Genomic DNA, 16,527 nt, shown 5'->3' on the forward strand with positions numbered 1-16,527 from the left:
AGTTCATAGCGGCGGCGCGTCATTCAAAGCTCCCTCATTCGGAAGCCTTGAATCACAGCTGCCAAAAAACGCCAAGCGAATTTATGAGTTTACCGCCTACGGCTTCGGTCCCTACACTGTCGGCACCGGCTATGGCTATGGCAGCCAGAAGACCGCAGGTGTGAAGGACGAGGTTTCGACCTTCGAGATCGGCGGCACTTATGAGATGGGCCCGGGCGTCAACCTGATGGCCGGCTACTATTACATCGATTTCGACTCGGACGATGCGGATCTTCGCAACGAGGCGAACTCGTTCATGATCGGTACCGCCCTGTCGTTCTGAGCCTGATATCACCTCGGTGAGAATAGCCGCTTCCGAGAAATTGGAAGCGGCTATTCTTTCTCTACGGAGGAGTGGGATACCACAATCCGGTTCGGTAACAATGGCCCTGTCAGAATCTCAGAATGATGTCAGCTTACGGCTGGCCCGACTGAGAAGCTGCTGGCCGATAAAGAAAGGCCGTGACGCCGACATCATCCGCGCGGATCTGACATACGTTCATCTGGTTGAAGGAAATGTCGCAGTTGACATCCCCGTCCCCAAAATCAGGGTCTTGTCGGCATTCAAGGCACGAACCGTAAACTGGTAACGGTGGCTGGTGCCGCTGGGAGGGCATGGCCCGGTATAATTGCTGAGAGCCCCTTTCTTGATGAGCCCACTGCCATCATAGCCGACAACCGACCCGCCATGATTGAAGGCGGGGGCATCCAGATCGATCAGCCTGATATCGACGAACCGTGTATTACCCGGCACATTTTCAATGTTTATTTCCGGAGATGTGCTGCTACAGGATTTCGTATCGTTCCAGTTGAATGATACGGCCATCTGCATTGGATTTTCGACAGTTTGAGTGGTCTGGCACGCAGCAAGAAGCAGGCTGCTACCAAGCATCATCACTCCTATTCTCATGGAATAACGCCTCCTCGATCGCAGTTTCATTGCGCGGGTGTAAGTTCGGTGACCTCGTCGCGGTTCCAGGTGCCATCATTTTCTTCGATCTCTTCTTTGACGATGTAGCCTACGGATGGTGCCCACCAGAAGCGGCTGGTGCCTCGCCAGTTGCGGCCAATGGATGTTGCCGTTTCTTCCACGACAAATGTATCAAAGCTTCCGGCACCGACGGTGACGGATTCGGTTCCGACGACTTTGATGACGTGGGCCCATTCCCGGCTACCGTCTTCACGCTTCCGACGGAATGAGACGGACTTGCCCACTTCCAGCGGCCAGAGCCCGGCATAAGCTTCGACGTCGATGATGTTGTGAGCACAGCCATAGCAGAAGGGGATCCATGCACCCTCTTCAACGCCTCCCCGCTTGAAGAGGATCTTAAAGCCCTCCACCCCCGTGAAAACGTTGCGACTCGTGAAGCTGCCCCGATGGCTCTCCCCCTGCCAGACGATATTGGTGCCAGGCGCAGGCGCGTGAAAACCGCCATCCGGCGCTGCTTGAGACATGGCGGGCACAGATGTTGCAACAAGCAGCAGGGCGATAGGAGCGACGAACCGGCGAAGCTGATCATGAAGCATGTTGGCCTCCTCCTCTGAGCGAAGATGATGACATGATATGTCTATGGATAGCCGGGTCACCAGAAGATTATGTGGCAGTTTTTATCCGGAGATCTGTGGTTATTTCGCACTGCAAACTGTTGCGTGGACAGCACAGCGAACGGGTAACCGGATTGGCAGGTGAGGCAGGTTTCTTGACGCGGGCAGGGGTGCACGCTCTTATAGCGACGCGGAATGTGACGTCATCACGTAACTCAGGTAAATCGGTGACGTCCATCACCTGTGCCCTATTGCCGACTTGGCCGAAAGCACAGGCGCGGTCTGGTCAGGGTGTGGCATAGCAGACAGCATCATCGTGGCATCACGATTTGACATAGAAGTGAGGGAGAGCATGAAGAAGATCCTCATCGGCACCACGGCGCTCGTTGCCGTCGGACTCGTCACCGGCCAGGCTTCGGCGGCGGAGCAGATCAAGCTGGGCCTGGGCGGCTACTATCAGTCGTTCTTCAAGATCACCGACCAGGATCAGGTCAACGGCGTCGACTACCGCTCCGACGAGATGGTTCAGGAAGGCGAAATCCACTTCCTGGGTGAGACCGTCCTCGACAACGGTCTGAAGGTTGGTGTGCAGGTGCAGCTGGAGGCCTGGACCGCCGCCAATAACCGTGGGCCCGGCGACCAGATTGACGAGCACTATGTCTATTTCGACGGCTCGTGGGGCCGCGTGCTGCTGGGTGCCGAGAACTCGGCCCCGTACCTGATGCACTATGCCGCGCCGTCGGCGATTGTCGGCCATGGCGTGTCGGAGCCGAACTTCTTCAACTTCTCGACCGGCACCAACGCCGCCGGCCGCATCGGTCAGGCCCCCAGCACCCTGATCAACAACACCTCCGACGCGAACAAGGTGACCTACTTCACCCCGCGCATGGCCGGCTTCCAGCTCGGTCTGTCGTACACCCCGACCGTGAAGGCGGGTGTCGCGGCCGGCCAGAACGGCAATGGCGGCGGCTGGTCGGGCTCCTATGGTAACACCGCGGACAACCAGCCCGGTCAGCAGGAGCAGATCGTCGAAGTCGGTCTGAACTACGTCAACAAGCTGGGCCCGGTCGATCTGGCCGTGTCGGGTGGCTACCTGAAGGGCAGCCAGGAAGTCGACACTCCCGGCTTTGACGACCTGCAGGTCTGGAGCCTGGGCCTGAATGTCGGCTTCTCGGGCTTCACCTTCGGCGGTTCGTATATCAACGACAACCGCGGCCTTGATGGCAACAACGACATCAAGGGCTGGGACGTCGGCCTGGTCTATGCCTTCGGCCCCTACAAGGTTGGTGCGGCATATGCCAACAGCCAGCGTGAGTTCGACGTCGGCGGCGACGACGAGCTGAAGATGTACGAGATCGGCGGTTCGTACGCGATGGGCCCGGGCATCAGCCTGAATGCCGGCGTGCAGTTCCTCGATGCCGACAGCGATCGCGCTTCGGCCCGGCAGGACGGCACCGCGTTCCTGGTCGGTACCGCTCTCAGCTTCTGATCGGTGTCGCTCGGGCGGCCTTCGGGCCGGATGAGACGGGAAGGGCGGGTCTTCGGACCCGCCCTTTTCCGTTGCAAGCCTTCCTCAGGCGCGGCTTCCTTTTGTCGGGCGCGGTTTTCGGCTATGGATTGGGGCTCGATGCCCGGCCGGCGTAGTCTGCCGGCAGCCTTCAAGGGAGTCCCGCCGTCATGGGTGCGATCATCTGGCTCGCCTCCTATCCGAAATCGGGCAACACCTGGACGCGGGCGTTCCTGCACAACCTGCTGCGTGACGCCAAGGCCCCGGTCCATCCCGATCGTTTCGCCGATTTCTGTCTGGGTGAGAGCAAACCCGAATGGTATCTGCGCTATCTGGACAAGCCGCTGTCGCAGGCGACCGAGCAGGAGATCATGAAGATCCGCCCGCTGGTCCATCGCGACATGACGCAGGCCTTCCCCGACAACGTCTTCGCCAAGACCCACAACATCCTGGCGGAGCGGGGCGGTTATCCGCTGATCAGCCTGAACCACACTGCCGGCGCCATCTATATCGTGCGCAACCCGCTGGATGTGGTCTCGTCGGTGGCCGACCATTTCGGTCTCGATATCGACGGGGCGATCGGCATGATGGCGACCGAGGGTGCCGTCACCGCCAATGACGACCGCAATGTCTTCGAGGTGCTCAGCACCTGGTCCCTGCATGTGAAGAGCTGGACCCAGGTGGCGAGCCCGGGGCTGCATGTCATGCGCTATGAAGACATGACCGACCGGCCGCTTCAGACCTTCCGCAAGCTGACCGATTTCCTGGGGCTGAAACCCCCGCGGGAACGGCTGGAACGGGCGATCCGCTTCTCCTCCTTCAAGATTCTGAAGCAGATGGAGGAACGCCATGGCTTCCGCGAGCGCTCGGTCAATTCCAAGGCCTTCTTCCGCTCCGGCGGTGCCGGCAAGTGGCGGGAACGGCTGACGCCCGATCAGATCCGCCGGATCATCGCCGATCATCACGAACAGATGGCGCGGTTCGGCTACATTCCCGCAGATTATGCCGATGCGGTTCCCGGGGCGGCCCTGCCGCAGCCGGCGAGCGCCGGCGAGGGGCCCCGATGAGCGAGCAGCGCGCCAGGCGTTTCGCATTGTCCCCCGCGCTCGGCTTCGGCAAGCGCGGCTATTTCATCCCCTATCGCTATGCCGAACAGGTAGAGGCGGTGAAGCCCAAGGGGCCGCATCCGGCGGCCGAGGCGCTGTTTCAGGCCATGGAGCCGGTCTTCGGCGCGGTGCTGGATGCCGCGGCCGACTATCGCGACGATCTGGCCCGGCTGGCCGGGGCCCGGCCGCCGGCGCCGCGCTGGTCGCAGGACTGGTTCCCGCGGCTGGATGCGCTGGCCGCCTATACCATGGTGCGTGCGGCCCGGCCGCGGCGGATCATCGAGATCGGCTCCGGCCATTCCACCCGCTTCATCGCCCAGGCGCTGAAGGATGACGGCCATGGCGCCGAGATGACCGCCATCGACCCCGAGCCCCGGGCCGCGATCGACGAGCTGGGCATCCGGCTGATCCGCAAGCCGATGCAGAGCGTGCCGCTGAAGGAATTCGCGGCGCTGGAAGCCGGCGACATGCTGGTCGTGGACAGCAGCCATATCCTGATGCCGGGCAGCGATGTCGACGTGGTGCTGAACCGCATCCTGCCAATGCTGCCCAGGGGCGTGCTGGTCCATTTCCACGATATTTTCCTGCCCGACGGCTACCCGCAGAGCTGGGCCTGGCGCGGTTATAACGAGCAGCCGGCCGTGGCCGCTTTGCTGTTCACCGGCGGCTACAAGCCGCTCTTCGCCAGCCGCTATGTCGCAACCCGGATGACCGGGCGGGTGCAGAACGGCATTGCCGGCGGGCTGCCGCTGCTGGAAGGCGCCTATGAATCCAGCCTCTGGCTGGAAAAGCTGGTCGATGCGGCGGTTGCTCCGCCGGAGTAGCCGGCCCGTCTGAAGGCGTCGATGGCGGCAAAACCCGTCAGGTTGCGGCAGGGGGAAAGCTGCCGCAACCGGCTGCGGTCCATGCCGCCCAGCGCCACCACCGGCCGATCGGCCTGCCGGGCCAGTGCCCGGAAGCGCAGCGGCCCCAGCACCCGGGCCCCCGGATGGCTGCGGGTCGGCAGCACGGGGGAGATCAGCAGCAGCTCTGCCCCCCGCCGCCTGGCCCGGACAAGATCCCGGCGATCATGGACGGCGGCGCTGGCCGGCAATGGGCGCGGCAGGCGGCGGATTTCGGGCCGGCGCAGCCGGTGGCCGGGCAGGTGCTGCCCGTCGGCGTCCAGTGCAAGGGCCAGACGAAGATCGCCCGCGACCAGCAGCCCGATGCCCCGCGCCCGGGTCAGCTGTCGCCACAGCCGGCCGAGGACCAGCCGGTCGGGGGCGTCGTAGTCGCGGAAGATCACCAGATCGCCGCGCTTAAGGCCGGCCAGCAGCGCCGGGCGGGGTGGGCCCTGCCGGCCCCGGTCGGTGATCAGCACCGCGATCCCGCGTGGTCCCCGCCGCTGAGAGTTGAGAAGCCCGCCGCCTCGGCTATGATGGCGCCCCATATCGCATCCGCCCGCTTTCAGGGTAGGGGCGGGGGAAGACCCCGCCGGTGATCCGTTCCGAGGGAGCCCGAGCCCCATGACCGACGTCAAGGCAAACCTCGCCCAGGTCCGGGCGGAGATCGACCGCGCCGCCCATGATGCCGGCCGCGACCCTGCGGCGGTGACCCTGGTGGCGGTCTCCAAAACCCACGACGCGCCGGCCATCCTGCCGGCGATCGAGGCCGGCCAGCGGGTTTTCGGGGAAAACCGGGTGCAGGAAGCCGCCGGCAAATGGCCGGCCCTGCGCGAGCGTTTCCCCGATCTGGAACTGCATCTGATCGGTCCGCTGCAGACCAACAAGCTGCGCGAGGCGCTGGCGCTGTTCGATGTCATCCAGAGCGTCGACCGCCCGAAGCTTGCCCGGATGCTGGCTGAAGAAGGGGCCAGGGCCGGCCGCCTGCCCCGGCTGCTGGTGCAGGTGAACACGGGTGAAGAGCCGCAGAAGGCGGGCGTGCTGCCCGCCGATCTGGATGGGTTCCTGCGGGAATGCCGCGAGGATCTGGGCCTGACCGTCGACGGGCTGATGTGCATCCCGCCGGTCGACGACCAGCCGGCACCGCATTTCGCCCTGCTGGCCGACATGGCGGCGGCCCATGGTCTTAAGCTGCTCAGCATGGGGATGAGCGGCGACTACCCCATGGCCATCCGCCTGGGCGCCACCCATGTCCGCGTCGGCACCGCCATCTTCGGGCATCGCGACTATCCTGCCCCTCTGGCAGGGTGATCCTCTAGAATCTCGCGCTGATGGTCAGGGTATCGCCGGGGCCTGCATCCGCCAGCACCCGCACCAGATCGTCCATGGCCAGGGCCACGCAGCCTTCGGTGCCGGAGAAATCCGGCCGGGCGACATGCAGAAAGATGGCGCTGCCACGCCCCGGCACCACCGGGGCGTCGTTCCAGCCCAGCACCGCGATCAGGTCGTAGACATGGTCGTCGCGCCACAGCCGTTCATGGCGGGCGGGGAAGGGCAGGTCGACGGGCTTGTTGTACCAGGGGTTTTCCGGGTCGTCGCACCAGCCGTCTTCGGGGCGGATCGCCTGGACGGGCAGGCGGGTGCGCGGCGCCTCGACCCGGTCGGCGCGATAGAGCACCCGCCGGATCGGCAGGGTGCCGATCGGGGTTGCCCCGTCGCCTTCGCGCTTGGCGACGGTGATGCCGTTGCGGCCGATGGCCACCGGCAGGCGCTCGTCCCGCCACCAGAAGCGGAACCGTGCGAGTAGGGGATCGTATCGAACCAACATGGCCTAAGTCTGCCACGGCCCCGTCGGACCCGTGAAGACCAGCCGGCTCCCGACGCGGATTTGTCACGGCGCTGATCGCCCGGCGAGGGGTCGACTACAGATTCCTGGACACGGTTGCGGCCTTGGACTGGCCGGCGCGCATCTGCGCCTGGTAGCGGTCCAGCGCCTGGTTCATCCGGGCGGCGAAATCGTCGAGCGGGATCGGGCCGGTCTCAGGCGTCGCCGCGTTCATATCCTGCAGCTGGGCGGCCCGGGCGGCATCGGTCGCCGTGGGCTCGTCCTGCGGCTCCCGCGGGCGGGGCGGGGCGGTGCGTGCGGCATAGGCTGCGGCACCCGGGGCCGATACCGGCGGGGCCGGTTTGCGGGCGGTGGGGCCGTCGACGCCCATGAAGGCGGCCGCCGGGATGATCCGGCCCAACTCGGTGCTGCCGCCGGCGCTTCCGGCCGGCAGATCGGCGAGCGGCGTGCTGCCGGCGCTGCCCGCCGGCACGCTCTGGCGCAGCATGGCCTCGATCTCGCGCTCGCTCGGCCGGCCGTTGCGGCCGCGGGCGGTGGAGAGGTCGTTGGCCGCCAGGCGTTCCTCGGCCGGGGTGGTGGTGCGGGTCCGCGGCGCCCGGTCGGCGGTGGCGGCGATCGAGGCCTGCGCCCCCGTGGTCGGCGCGTCCGTGGTCTGCGCATCCGTGGCCGCGCCGCCGGCCGGCCGGTTGCCGTTGGCGGCCGCCGGGGCTGCCGCGCCGAAGGCCCCGAGCAGCGCGGCGAACTGGGCCTCGCTCATCCCCTGATCGCCGTCTTCGGCCGGAACATCCTTCGCCCCCACAGGCCGGCCCGCCGGGGCGGCGAGCGACGCGGTCTGCGAGGCGGCGATCCGTGCCCCGTCATCGGCGGCGCTTTCCACCCGGCCCGATGCGGCATCGGCCGCGGCCAGCGCCGTGCCGCCGGTGTCCTCGTCCTCGCCGATCAGGGCGGCCAGCGCCCGGTCGCCGGCGGTATGGCCCGAGGCGTCCATGGTGGCGTTTTCCATCATCGCGCCGATGGCACCGATCGGGCCGCCGAAGGCGATGCCGCCGATCATCCGCGCACCGGGCGAGATCGTATCGCCGGTCAGCGCCCGATAGACCGTGCCCACCACCGGCAGCTGCTGCAGCGGGTTCACGATGTCGAGCAGGTCGCCGAAGCTGAAGCCGTCCTCGCCCCAGAACCCCACCGGTTCCGCCTGGGCGGTCTTACCGGCAGTGGTGCTGCGATCTGCCTGTGCGGTATCGGTCGAAGACGTGCGCGCAGGTTCCCCGCCGGCCCAGGCGGGCGTGTCGTAGCGGTAACCGCGGGAAGCGTCGACGAACATGGCAGAAACCCCGGGGGCGCCCCCGTCTGCCGGGCAGACGGTCTGGGCGGGCAGTCATGGCGCGCGGACCGGCGCCGTCGGGGTCTTGATATTCAAGCATCGTGCCAAGCGTGATTCGGTGCAAATCACGGCGCTGTCGACGAAAAAACGCCGCGATGCCCGGGTTGGGGGGCGATCGCGGCGCGGTGCGGTTGTGTCGGCGGTGCCGGCCGGCCCGGCAGCATTTGCCGGGCGGCAGCCCTTGCCGCGCGGCTACAGCATGTGCCCGGCCCGGCGGGCCTTGGTCGACAGATAGCCGGCATTGTGGCCGTTGGCGGGGAAGGCATGGGGCACCCGCTCCACCACCTCAATGCCATGGGCGCCCAGCGCCTGCACCTTGGCCGGGTTGTTGGTCAGCAGCCGGATGCGCTGATGGCCCAGCGCCCGCAGCATTTCGGCCGCCGGGCGGAAATCGCGCTCGTCGGCCTCGTAGCCCAGCGCCAGATTGGCATCCACCGTATCCAGGCCGCGATCCTGCAGGTCATAGGCGCGCAGCTTGTTGATCAGCCCGATGCCGCGGCCTTCCTGGGCCATGTACAGCACCACGCCACCGCCGGCCGCGGCCATGGTCCGGATCGCCCCCTTCAGCTGTTCGCCGCAATCGCAGCGCAAAGAGCCGAGCAGGTCGCCGGTGAAGCATTCGGAATGCAGCCGGGCCAGGATCGGCGCATCCGCCGTCGGCTCGCCCACCACGATCGCCAAATGTTCCGGCCCACCGTCGGATGGGCGGAAGGCGATGATCCGGCAATTCTCGGCATCGGCCAGCGGCACCCGGGCCTCGGCCACACGCTTCAGCCGGCCGGCCGCGATCTGGCCTTCCTTCAGCAGCTTCGCCTCGATGATGACGGGATCGAGCGCCGAGGCCCCGCCGGGCAGCCGGCCTGCGGGCAGTTCAACCGATACCAGCGCCGGCAGCAGACCGGCCCGTTTGGCAAGCGCGATGGCCGCGGCCGAGGCCCGCCCGGCCGGGCGCAGCCGGCCGAGGGCACGTTCGCGCGCGGCCGTGCCGTCGTCGCTGCGGGTCGGGTCGGCCGCCAGCCGCCAGGCCGGGTCGGTGATGTCGCGGATGGGTGCCGCCACCGGCTCCACGCCGCGCGGATCATCCGCTTCGATCGGCGCGACCAGCCCGGCCAGCGCCGCGCGGCGGCGGGAAATCAGCAGGTCGGCGGGGGCGCCGGTCAGGATGGCGAGGGCGGCGAGGCGGTCGGGCGAGGCGCGTTCGGGAGAAAGCGCCAGCACATCGGCCTGATCGTCGCGCAGCAGCACGGCGCCGCCGGCGCGCAATTCGGCCTGGGCACGCTGCAGTCGCCGCTCCGTCGCCTCACTCATCTGATCGTCCTCGTCATTGGACCTGTCCGCGGGGGGGACACCGTCGGAGCCGGATGTCGCGTTCACTGCCGGCGTGCCTCCATTTCAAGGATCAGGGAGATCTCGTCACCGACGAGGTCGCCGTCCAGGCCATAGGTCATGCCGAAGTCGCTGCGGCGAATGGTACCACGCGCAGAACCCCCGATAACATAGGGGCGCGTACCGAATACGCCAGTCCCGAACGGATATTCGGCACTCTTGTTCCACGTCACGTCCAGAGTCATGGGTTTTCGCACACCCAGCAACTCCAGCGTGCCGGTGATGCGCCCGGTCCGCTCGCCCGCAGGCTCGGCGCCGTCCAGGCGGAAGACCATGTCGGGGAATTCCTCGGCATTCAGGAAATCGGGCCCGCGCAGGTGCTCGTCGCGCTTGTCGTGATCGGTGAAGACGCTGGCGGTCTTCACCCGGATCTCGCCGCCGTCGAGCCGTTTCGCCGCCTCGTCGAAGCTGATCTCGCCCTCGACCTCGCGAAACCGGCCCAGCACATTGGCATAGCCCGCATGCATGACCAGGAAGCCCACCACCGCATGTTCGGGATCCAGGGTGTAGGTCTCGGGTGCTGCCAGCGCCGGCTGCGCCGTCACGATCGAGGTCGCCATCAGGGCGGGGGGTGCCATCAGGACGGGGAGGGTGAGCAGCCCTGCGGCGGCCCAGGCTCTGCGCATCGTCATCAGGGGGTCTCCTCGCGAGGGGTGCGGCTGCGGTGCAGCCTGATCACGGCCAGAAGGTCGACGGCGAAGGACCAGCCCAGCACGGCGACCGCGATCGCGGCCGAGACCGTGCCGGCGGTGGCGGAGATCGGGTTCAGCGCGCCGACCAGCGCCGCAACACCGAAGGCGCAGGCGGCCCGGCGGCGGTTGCTGGGGGGCAGGGGGGCTTTCAGGGGTGGCCAGGCCCAGGCCGCCGCCACCCACAGATAGCGCAGCGCCCCCGCCGCCAGCACCCAGGGGCCCGCCCGCCCCGCATCCAGCGCCGCCCAGGACAGCACCGCCACGAACAGCGCATCCAGTTCCATGTCGAACCGGGCGCCGAAGGGGCTGGCCACGCCCCGCCTGCGGGCGATCCAGCCGTCGACGCCGTCCAGCGCCAGGCAGATCGCCGCGGTCAGGAACAGCATCCAGGCGACCGGCCCGGCGGCGGCGCCGTGATCCACCGCCATCAGCGGCTCGCCGATCGTGGCGGCGACCAGCGCCACCAGGCCTGCGCGCAGCAGGGTCACCCGGTTGGCCGGGCCCACCCGGGCCTGGGGCAGATGCTGGGCCAGCGCGGGGCCCGCAATGGCCAGCGCAAAGGCGAGCCAGGCCACCGCCTTCAGCGGATAGGCCGGCCCCAGCGCATCGCCCGCCCGCGCAGCCACGACGACGCCCGCGGCCGCGACCAGCCCGGTCGCACCGATGGCATGCAGCCCTGCATCCAGTCTGAGCCGCGCGAGCGCGGCGGCCTCTCGTTTCCTCGCCATGCATCACCATATGGAGACGGAAGCGCCCCGGTTGTATGGGGCGTTCACCGGGAAAGACGGCGGAAGGTGCCGACCGGGGCCAGGGAGGTGAGCCGGGAACCGATCCGGCGGCCGGGCATTTGCGTAAGTTGCAGTATCTTTACGCAACCGCCACGCCTTCGGATCGCTTGTCGCCTGTCGATCGTCACGACCGGCACCCGCCGAAGGGCAGGGCAGGGGAGAAGGACCACCAGGATGGACATGCCACCCGCCGATGCCGTCCCCGCCGCCCGAAATCCGGTGACGGAGAACGGAACCGTCACCGCCGGGGCTGGTTCCGCCGCGACCCGTCTGTCTGCGCTGCGTCCCCACCATCCTGTCGGCCGGCCGGCCCGGCCCCATCCCGTGCGTCTGGATGCGGCCGTGGTCTGGGACGGGCTGCTGGCCCTTGCTGCAGCACCCGATCTGCCGGCGGGCCTGGCGCTCGGCTCCGACGGCCGGCTGGTGCCGGCGGCGACGCCGCTTGCCGCTGATGCGGTGCTGCTGGACGATCATGCGGACGAGCCCGCCATGCGCTGGGCGACGCGGATCGAGCTTGACCCGGCCGCCGCCCGGCTGCTCGACCTCTATCTTCCGGTGCTCCGCCCGGCCCCGGCCGACCGGCCGCGGGTCTCGGCCCATCTGGCCCAGAGCCTGGACGGCCGCATCGCCACCACCAGCGGCTGTTCGCAATGGCTGTCGGGCGAGGAAGACCTTGTTCACGCCCATCGCATGCGTGCGCTTTCCGATGCGGTGCTGGTCGGCGCCGGCACCGTCGAGGCCGATGACCCGCGCCTGACCGTGCGCCTGGTGCCCGGTCCCAACCCGGTCAGGGTGGTGATCGATGCCGGCGGGCGGCTCGAAGCCGGCCACAAACTGTTCGGGGACGGGGCCGCCCGCACCCTGGTTCTCCATGCCGCCGACGTCCCGCCCCCACCGGCGACCGATCAGGTCGAGCCGGTGGCCGTGCCGCGCCGGCCCTGCGGCACGCTGGATCCGCATCAGGCGCTGCGGCAGCTGCGGGCCCGCGGCATCCGCCGGATCTTCGTCGAAGGCGGCGGGGTCACGGTTTCCAAGCTCATTCAGGCCGGCGCGGTCGACCGGCTGCAGGTGGCGATCGCGCCGGTGCTGCTCGGCTCGGGCCGGCCGGTGCTGTGCCTGCCCGAAATCGACCATCTCGACCAGGCCATCCGCCCGCCGGTCCGCCATTTCATCATGGGCGCCGACATTCTGGTCGAATGCTGCCTGGATCTTCTCCCGCGCAATGCCGGAGGACATCCCGGATGATGACCCGCGCCCTCTGGACGGTCGCTCCCGGCCGTTTCGAGATCCGCACCGGCACGCTTGCCACCGACACCACTGGCATGATCGAAGTCCGCGCCCTGCAAAGCGCCGTCAGCCGCGGCACCGAGCGCCTGGTCGCCGGCGGTCTGGTGCCGGAAAGCGAATACGAGCGGATGCGTGCGCCGCTTCAGGAAGGCGACTTCCCCTTCCCGGTGAAATACGGCTACGCCATGGTCGGGCTGGACCCGAAGGGCGATCGCGTCTTCGTGCTCCACCCCCATCAGGACCGGTTTCTGGCCCCGGCCGCCATGCTCCGCCCGGTGCCAGACGCGGTGCCCACCGCCCGGGCGGTGCTGGCCGCCAATATGGAAACCGCGGTCAACGTGCTCTGGGATGCCGGCGCCGGGCCGGGCGACCGGATCACGGTGGTCGGCGCCGGGCTGGTCGGCCTGCTGATCGCCCGTCTCGCCCGCCGGCTGCCCGGGGCGGTGGTCGAGATCATCGACCGCGATCCCGGCCGGGCGGCGGCGGCCGCGGCACTCGACCTGCCCTTCCGCGCGCCCGATGCCGCCGCGCCGGATCGCGATCTGGTGATCAATGCCAGCGCCTCGGCCGCCGGGCTCGATCTGGCGCTCGACCTCGCCGGCATGGAGGCGCGGGTGGTAGAGGCCAGCTGGCATGGCGACCGCGAGACCCCGATCAATCTGGGCCGCGCCTTCCACGCCCGGCGTCTGAAGCTGATCTCGTCCCAGGTCGGACAGGTCTCGGCCGGCCGGCGCGCACGCTGGAGCCATGCCGACCGGCTGGACCTGGCGCTCCGCCTGCTCGACGATGCCGCATTGGATGCGCTGGTGGTCGACGAGGTCGCCTTCGCCGCCGCCCCCGCCCGGCTCGCCACCCATCTCTGCGGGCCGGATCCCGATCTGCGCGGCACGGTGCTGCGTATCGTTTATTGATCCACGCTCTCTCCCCTCTCCGCCCCCTTATCTGAGGATCTGCACCCGATGTTCACCCTCGGCGTCCGCGACCATGTGATGATCGCCCACAGTTTCCGTGGCGAGATCTTCGGCCCGGCCCAGCGTCTGCATGGCGCAACTTACGTGGTCGATGTCGAATTCAAGCGGCGGGCGCTCGACGATGACGGGCTGGTGGTCGATATCGGCCTGGCCCATCAGGCGCTGAAGGCAGCGCTGGAGCCGCTGGCCTATCGCAATCTCGACGATCTGCCGGAATTCGCCGGGCAGAACACCACCACCGAATTCCTGGCCCGCTACATTCATGGCCGGATGGCGGCCGCGATCGATGCCGGCGATCTCGGGGCCTCTGCCGCCGGAATCGATGCGATCCGGATCGTGCTGCATGAAAGCCATGTCGCCTGGGCCGCCTTCGAGGGCCCGGTCGGCGATGCCGCCCGCGCCGGCTGAAGGCTGCCGCAGGCATGCTGGACCCTGTCGATCTTCTGCTTGCGGTGCCGGGGCCGGTCGACCTCGCCACCGGCGGCTATGTCTATGACCGTCGGATCATGGCGGCGGCTGCCGGGCTTGGGGTGGTCGTCGAAACCCTGGCCCTGCCCGGCGGGCCGCCCCCTGTCGGCCCCCCGGCGCTTGCCATGCTCCGCGACCGGCTGGCCGCCGGTCCGGTCCGGGCGCTGCTGATCGACGGTCTGGCCCTGCCGGGGCTGGCGCCGCTGCTCGACGAGATCGCGCCCGCGGGCAGCGGCGGCCCGCGGCGGATCGCCCTGGTTCACCACCCCTGTGCGCTCGAAACCGGCCTCGCGCCCCAGGTCGCGGCCGATCTGGCCCGGCTGGAACGCGCGGCGCTCGCCCGGGTGGATGCGGTGGTGGCGACCAGCCCCGCCACGGCGGCCCTGCTGCGTGACCAGCGCTGGACCGATCTGCCGGTGCGGGTGATCGAGCCCGGCCTGTCGGTGGAGCCCCTCCCCCATCAGGCCGCCCGGGACGGCACCCTGCGTCTGCTGACGGTGGCCAGCCTCACGCCCCGCAAGGCGCATGAGGATCTGGTGGCGGCGCTTGGCCAGATCGGCCGCGATCACGACTGGCGGCTGGATCTCGTCGGCCCCGACACGCTGGACCCGCCCCATGCGGCCCGGGTGCGCGCGGCGATCCGGGCCGCCGGGCTGGGCGATCGGATCCGCCTGCATGGCGTGCTGTCGGGTGACGACCTTGCCCGGCGCTATGCCGCGGCCGATGTCTTCGTGCTGCCCTCGCGCTTTGAAGGCTATGGCATGGCCTTCGCCGAGGCCCTGGCCGCCGGCCTGCCGGTGGTGGCCGCCCGGGCCGGCGCGGTGCCGGAGCTGGTGCCCGACAGCGCCGGGATCCTGGTGCCACCGGGCGATGTCGATGCGCTGGCCGATGCCCTGCGGCGGCTGATGGGGGATGCCGGGCTTCGCGGGCGTCTGGCCCGGGCCGCGGCAGAGGCCGGCGCCCGCCTGCCCCGCTGGCCCGATCAGGCCCGGCGGCTGGCGACCCTGATATCGGAGGTCTGATGGGGTTCGATCCCAATTGGCTGGCGCTGCGCGCCGGTTTCGACACCGCCGCCCGGGCGACGGCGCTTGAGGCACGGCTCGCCCGCCATGTCGCCGGCCGGCACGACATCAGGGTGGTCGATCTGGGGGCCGGCACCGGTGCCGGGCTGGTGCATCTGGCGCCAAGGCTGGGGGCGCAGCTCCGCCAGTCCTGGTGTCTGGTAGAGCGTGACCCGGTGCTGATCGCCGCCGGCCGTGCCCGGCTGGCGGTCCAGCCCGAAGCCGCGGATGTCGCGGTCAACTGGCTGGAGGCGGATCTCGCCACCGCCGATCTGGCTCCGGTTCTGGAAGGTGCCGATCTCGTCCATTTCACCGCCCTTATCGATCTGGCCGGGCGCGCCTGGCTGGACGATCTGGCCGGTGCCCTGGTCCGGGCCGGCGCGCCGGTTCTGGGCGCCCTCACCTGGGACGGGCGGATGGTCTGGGATCCGGCCGCCGCCACCGATGCGGATGCGGTGGCGGGCTTCGCGCGTCATCAGCGCCGCGACAAGGGGCTGGGCGGTCCCGCGCTCGGGCCCGATGCGGCGCCGTATTTTGCCGAGGCGCTGCGGCGCCATGGTTTCGAGGTGACACTCGCCCGCTCCGACTGGGGGATCGGCCCCGACCATCCGGCGATGCATCAGGCGATGGTCGACGGCGTCGCCGGGGCCCTGGTCGATCTGGTCGATGGCGGGGAGGCGCCGGCCGGGCTGGTTGCCGATTTCCGGGCCGGCCGCGCCGCCGCCCGGCCCGGGCGGCTGGTGGTCGGGCATCTGGATCTGCTGGGCATTCCACCCTCTCCTGCCTGATCCAACACTTGCCTGATCAGGCAGGGCCCCCGTAAAACCTTGGGGGACGCCATCGACGGAAAGCGCCGCCCATGACCGCCCAGAAGCGCATCCTGCTGATCGACGACGATCCCCTGCTGCGCCAGACGCTTGCCGAGCAGCTGGCGCTCTACGAGGAATTCGCCATCGAAGAGGCGGCGAGCGGGGCCCAGGCGCTGGAGAAGGTGAAGGCGGGGCTGAAATCCACCCCCCATGACCTGGTCATTCTGGATATCGGCCTGCCCGATCTGGACGGGCGCGAGGTCTGCCGGCTGATGCGCCGCGCCGGGCTGAAGGCGCCGATCGTGATGCTGACCGGTGCCGATACCGAGGCCGACACCATTCTGGGCCTGGATGCCGGGGCGAACGACTATGTCACCAAGCCCTTCCGCTTTGCGGTGCTGCTGGCCCGGGTTCGTGCCCATCTGCGCCAGCATGAACAATCCGACGATGCGGTGTTCGCGATCGGGCCCTATCAGTTCCGCCCGGCGGTGAAGATGCTGGTCACCGAAGACGGCCGGCGCAAGATCAGGCTCACCGACAAGGAAGCCCAGATCCTGAAATATCTCTACCGCGCGGGCGACAGGCCGGTGCCGCGCGACCGGCTGCTCGACGAGGTCTGGGGCTATAATGCCGGGGTCGCCACCCATACGCTGGAAACCCATATCTACCGCCTGCGCCAGAAGATAGAGCCCGACCCGGCCAATGCCCGGCTGCTGATCACCGAGGCCGGCGGCTACCGGCTCAATCTCTGATATCC

At 68.7% G+C, this 16,527-nt stretch carries 19 protein-coding genes; 11 read left to right on the top strand and 8 right to left on the bottom strand.

Annotated features, from left to right (window positions below; genetic code table 11):
• A partial coding sequence (locus CMO28_RS17125; RefSeq protein WP_296715506.1) for a porin occupies positions 1-322 on the top strand: 322 nt, incomplete at its 5' end.
• A 216-nt stretch (positions 323-538) separates the two neighbouring features.
• Here the strand turns inward: CMO28_RS17125 and CMO28_RS17130 are convergent.
• Positions 539-949: a YbhB/YbcL family Raf kinase inhibitor-like protein gene (locus tag CMO28_RS17130; protein WP_296715508.1), complete on the bottom strand. Its 411-nt coding sequence runs from the start codon at positions 947-949 to the stop codon at positions 539-541.
• Between the two features lie 26 nt (positions 950-975).
• Positions 976-1,566 (bottom strand): hypothetical protein, encoded by a 591-nt coding sequence (locus CMO28_RS17135; protein WP_296715509.1) that lies wholly within the window; start codon positions 1,564-1,566, stop codon positions 976-978.
• Between the two features lie 370 nt (positions 1,567-1,936).
• On the opposite strand from CMO28_RS17135, the gene CMO28_RS17140 reads away from it, so the two are divergent.
• The 3 genes from CMO28_RS17140 to CMO28_RS17150 all read left to right on the top strand — a co-directional run bounded on the left by CMO28_RS17140 (position 1,937) and on the right by CMO28_RS17150 (position 5,021).
• Complete coding sequence (locus CMO28_RS17140) at positions 1,937-3,073, top strand: porin (RefSeq protein ID WP_296715510.1); 1,137 nt, start codon at positions 1,937-1,939, stop codon at positions 3,071-3,073.
• A 188-nt stretch (positions 3,074-3,261) separates the two neighbouring features.
• Positions 3,262-4,158 (top strand): sulfotransferase domain-containing protein, encoded by an 897-nt coding sequence (locus CMO28_RS17145; protein WP_296715512.1) that lies wholly within the window; start codon positions 3,262-3,264, stop codon positions 4,156-4,158.
• Complete coding sequence (locus CMO28_RS17150) at positions 4,155-5,021, top strand: class I SAM-dependent methyltransferase (protein ID WP_296715514.1); 867 nt, start codon at positions 4,155-4,157, stop codon at positions 5,019-5,021. Before CMO28_RS17145 ends, CMO28_RS17150 begins: the two co-directional genes overlap by 4 nt.
• On the opposite strand, the gene CMO28_RS17155 is transcribed toward CMO28_RS17150, so the two are convergent.
• A complete protein-coding gene (locus CMO28_RS17155) occupies positions 4,961-5,557 on the bottom strand; it encodes a thiamine phosphate synthase (RefSeq protein ID WP_296715515.1) in 597 nt (198 codons plus the stop codon). The genes CMO28_RS17150 and CMO28_RS17155 overlap by 61 nt on opposite strands.
• Positions 5,558-5,702: 145 nt before the next feature.
• Here CMO28_RS17155 and CMO28_RS17160 point away from each other — a divergent pair, with 145 nt between their 5' ends.
• Positions 5,703-6,389: a YggS family pyridoxal phosphate-dependent enzyme gene (locus CMO28_RS17160; protein WP_296715517.1), complete on the top strand. Its 687-nt coding sequence runs from the start codon at positions 5,703-5,705 to the stop codon at positions 6,387-6,389.
• Between the two features lie 4 nt (positions 6,390-6,393).
• Here the strand turns inward: CMO28_RS17160 and CMO28_RS17165 are convergent, their stop codons facing one another.
• From CMO28_RS17165 to CMO28_RS17185, 5 genes are all read right to left on the bottom strand, one after another.
• Positions 6,394-6,906 carry a L,D-transpeptidase family protein gene (locus tag CMO28_RS17165; RefSeq protein WP_323755105.1) on the bottom strand — a complete coding sequence of 171 codons (513 nt, stop codon included), beginning with the start codon at positions 6,904-6,906 and terminating at the stop codon, positions 6,394-6,396.
• A 94-nt stretch (positions 6,907-7,000) separates the two neighbouring features.
• On the bottom strand, positions 7,001-8,248 hold the full coding sequence (locus tag CMO28_RS17170) for a hypothetical protein (RefSeq protein ID WP_296715518.1): 1,248 nt from the start codon (positions 8,246-8,248) through the stop codon (positions 7,001-7,003).
• 252 nt (positions 8,249-8,500) lie between these two features.
• Positions 8,501-9,616, bottom strand: a complete 1,116-nt coding sequence (gene ribA, locus CMO28_RS17175; protein ID WP_296715520.1) for a GTP cyclohydrolase II — start codon at positions 9,614-9,616, stop codon at positions 8,501-8,503.
• Between the two features lie 62 nt (positions 9,617-9,678).
• Entirely contained in the window at positions 9,679-10,272 is a 594-nt protein-coding gene (locus tag CMO28_RS17180) for a YceI family protein (protein WP_322111377.1), read from the bottom strand.
• Positions 10,273-10,325: 53 nt separating this feature from the next.
• Positions 10,326-11,114, bottom strand: a complete 789-nt coding sequence (locus CMO28_RS17185) for a CDP-alcohol phosphatidyltransferase family protein (RefSeq protein WP_062761437.1) — start codon at positions 11,112-11,114, stop codon at positions 10,326-10,328.
• Between the two features lie 234 nt (positions 11,115-11,348).
• On the opposite strand from CMO28_RS17185, the gene CMO28_RS17190 reads away from it, so the two are divergent.
• From CMO28_RS17190 to CMO28_RS17215, 6 genes are all read left to right on the top strand, one after another.
• On the top strand, positions 11,349-12,419 hold the full coding sequence (locus CMO28_RS17190; RefSeq protein WP_296715523.1) for a RibD family protein: 1,071 nt from the start codon (positions 11,349-11,351) through the stop codon (positions 12,417-12,419).
• The gene (locus CMO28_RS17195) at positions 12,416-13,372 is read left to right on the top strand and encodes a zinc-dependent alcohol dehydrogenase (protein ID WP_296715525.1); all 957 of its coding nucleotides are present in this window, start codon (positions 12,416-12,418) and stop codon (positions 13,370-13,372) included. Before CMO28_RS17190 ends, CMO28_RS17195 begins: the two co-directional genes overlap by 4 nt.
• Positions 13,373-13,420: 48 nt before the next feature.
• Positions 13,421-13,840 (top strand): 6-pyruvoyl trahydropterin synthase family protein, encoded by a 420-nt coding sequence (locus tag CMO28_RS17200; protein ID WP_296715527.1) that lies wholly within the window; start codon positions 13,421-13,423, stop codon positions 13,838-13,840.
• A 14-nt stretch (positions 13,841-13,854) separates the two neighbouring features.
• The gene (locus CMO28_RS17205) at positions 13,855-14,922 is read left to right on the top strand and encodes a glycosyltransferase family 4 protein (protein WP_296715529.1); all 1,068 of its coding nucleotides are present in this window, start codon (positions 13,855-13,857) and stop codon (positions 14,920-14,922) included.
• Complete coding sequence (locus tag CMO28_RS17210; RefSeq protein WP_296715530.1) at positions 14,922-15,749, top strand: hypothetical protein; 828 nt, start codon at positions 14,922-14,924, stop codon at positions 15,747-15,749. The genes CMO28_RS17205 and CMO28_RS17210 overlap by 1 nt, the downstream gene beginning before the upstream one ends.
• 71 nt (positions 15,750-15,820) lie before the next feature.
• Positions 15,821-16,522: a response regulator transcription factor gene (locus CMO28_RS17215; protein ID WP_296715532.1), complete on the top strand. Its 702-nt coding sequence runs from the start codon at positions 15,821-15,823 to the stop codon at positions 16,520-16,522.
• Positions 16,523-16,527 lie beyond the last annotated feature (5 nt).

It is taken from the genome of Tistrella sp. (assembly GCF_002684955.1).
GTDB lineage: Bacteria > Pseudomonadota > Alphaproteobacteria > Tistrellales > Tistrellaceae > Tistrella > Tistrella mobilis.

What these genes read in the sequence shown, in the direction of transcription:
- CMO28_RS17130 (WP_296715508.1), bottom strand. Translation starts at nt 949, where the DNA reads ATGAGAATAGGAGTGATGATGCTTGGTAGCAGCCTGCTTCTTGCTGCG.
- CMO28_RS17135 (WP_296715509.1), bottom strand. Translation starts at nt 1,566, where the DNA reads ATGCTTCATGATCAGCTTCGCCGGTTCGTCGCTCCTATCGCCCTGCTG.
- CMO28_RS17140 (WP_296715510.1), top strand. Translation starts at nt 1,937, where the DNA reads ATGAAGAAGATCCTCATCGGCACCACGGCGCTCGTTGCCGTCGGACTC.
- CMO28_RS17145 (WP_296715512.1), top strand. Translation starts at nt 3,262, where the DNA reads ATGGGTGCGATCATCTGGCTCGCCTCCTATCCGAAATCGGGCAACACC.
- CMO28_RS17150 (WP_296715514.1), top strand. Translation starts at nt 4,155, where the DNA reads ATGAGCGAGCAGCGCGCCAGGCGTTTCGCATTGTCCCCCGCGCTCGGC.
- CMO28_RS17160 (WP_296715517.1), top strand. Translation starts at nt 5,703, where the DNA reads ATGACCGACGTCAAGGCAAACCTCGCCCAGGTCCGGGCGGAGATCGAC.
- CMO28_RS17165 (WP_323755105.1), bottom strand. Translation starts at nt 6,906, where the DNA reads ATGTTGGTTCGATACGATCCCCTACTCGCACGGTTCCGCTTCTGGTGG.
- CMO28_RS17170 (WP_296715518.1), bottom strand. Translation starts at nt 8,248, where the DNA reads ATGTTCGTCGACGCTTCCCGCGGTTACCGCTACGACACGCCCGCCTGG.
- ribA (WP_296715520.1), bottom strand. Translation starts at nt 9,616, where the DNA reads ATGAGTGAGGCGACGGAGCGGCGACTGCAGCGTGCCCAGGCCGAATTG.
- CMO28_RS17180 (WP_322111377.1), bottom strand. Translation starts at nt 10,272, where the DNA reads ATGGCACCCCCCGCCCTGATGGCGACCTCGATCGTGACGGCGCAGCCG.
- CMO28_RS17185 (WP_062761437.1), bottom strand. Translation starts at nt 11,114, where the DNA reads ATGGCGAGGAAACGAGAGGCCGCCGCGCTCGCGCGGCTCAGACTGGAT.
- CMO28_RS17190 (WP_296715523.1), top strand. Translation starts at nt 11,349, where the DNA reads ATGGACATGCCACCCGCCGATGCCGTCCCCGCCGCCCGAAATCCGGTG.
- CMO28_RS17195 (WP_296715525.1), top strand. Translation starts at nt 12,416, where the DNA reads ATGATGACCCGCGCCCTCTGGACGGTCGCTCCCGGCCGTTTCGAGATC.
- CMO28_RS17200 (WP_296715527.1), top strand. Translation starts at nt 13,421, where the DNA reads ATGTTCACCCTCGGCGTCCGCGACCATGTGATGATCGCCCACAGTTTC.
- CMO28_RS17205 (WP_296715529.1), top strand. Translation starts at nt 13,855, where the DNA reads ATGCTGGACCCTGTCGATCTTCTGCTTGCGGTGCCGGGGCCGGTCGAC.
- CMO28_RS17210 (WP_296715530.1), top strand. Translation starts at nt 14,922, where the DNA reads ATGGGGTTCGATCCCAATTGGCTGGCGCTGCGCGCCGGTTTCGACACC.
- CMO28_RS17215 (WP_296715532.1), top strand. Translation starts at nt 15,821, where the DNA reads ATGACCGCCCAGAAGCGCATCCTGCTGATCGACGACGATCCCCTGCTG.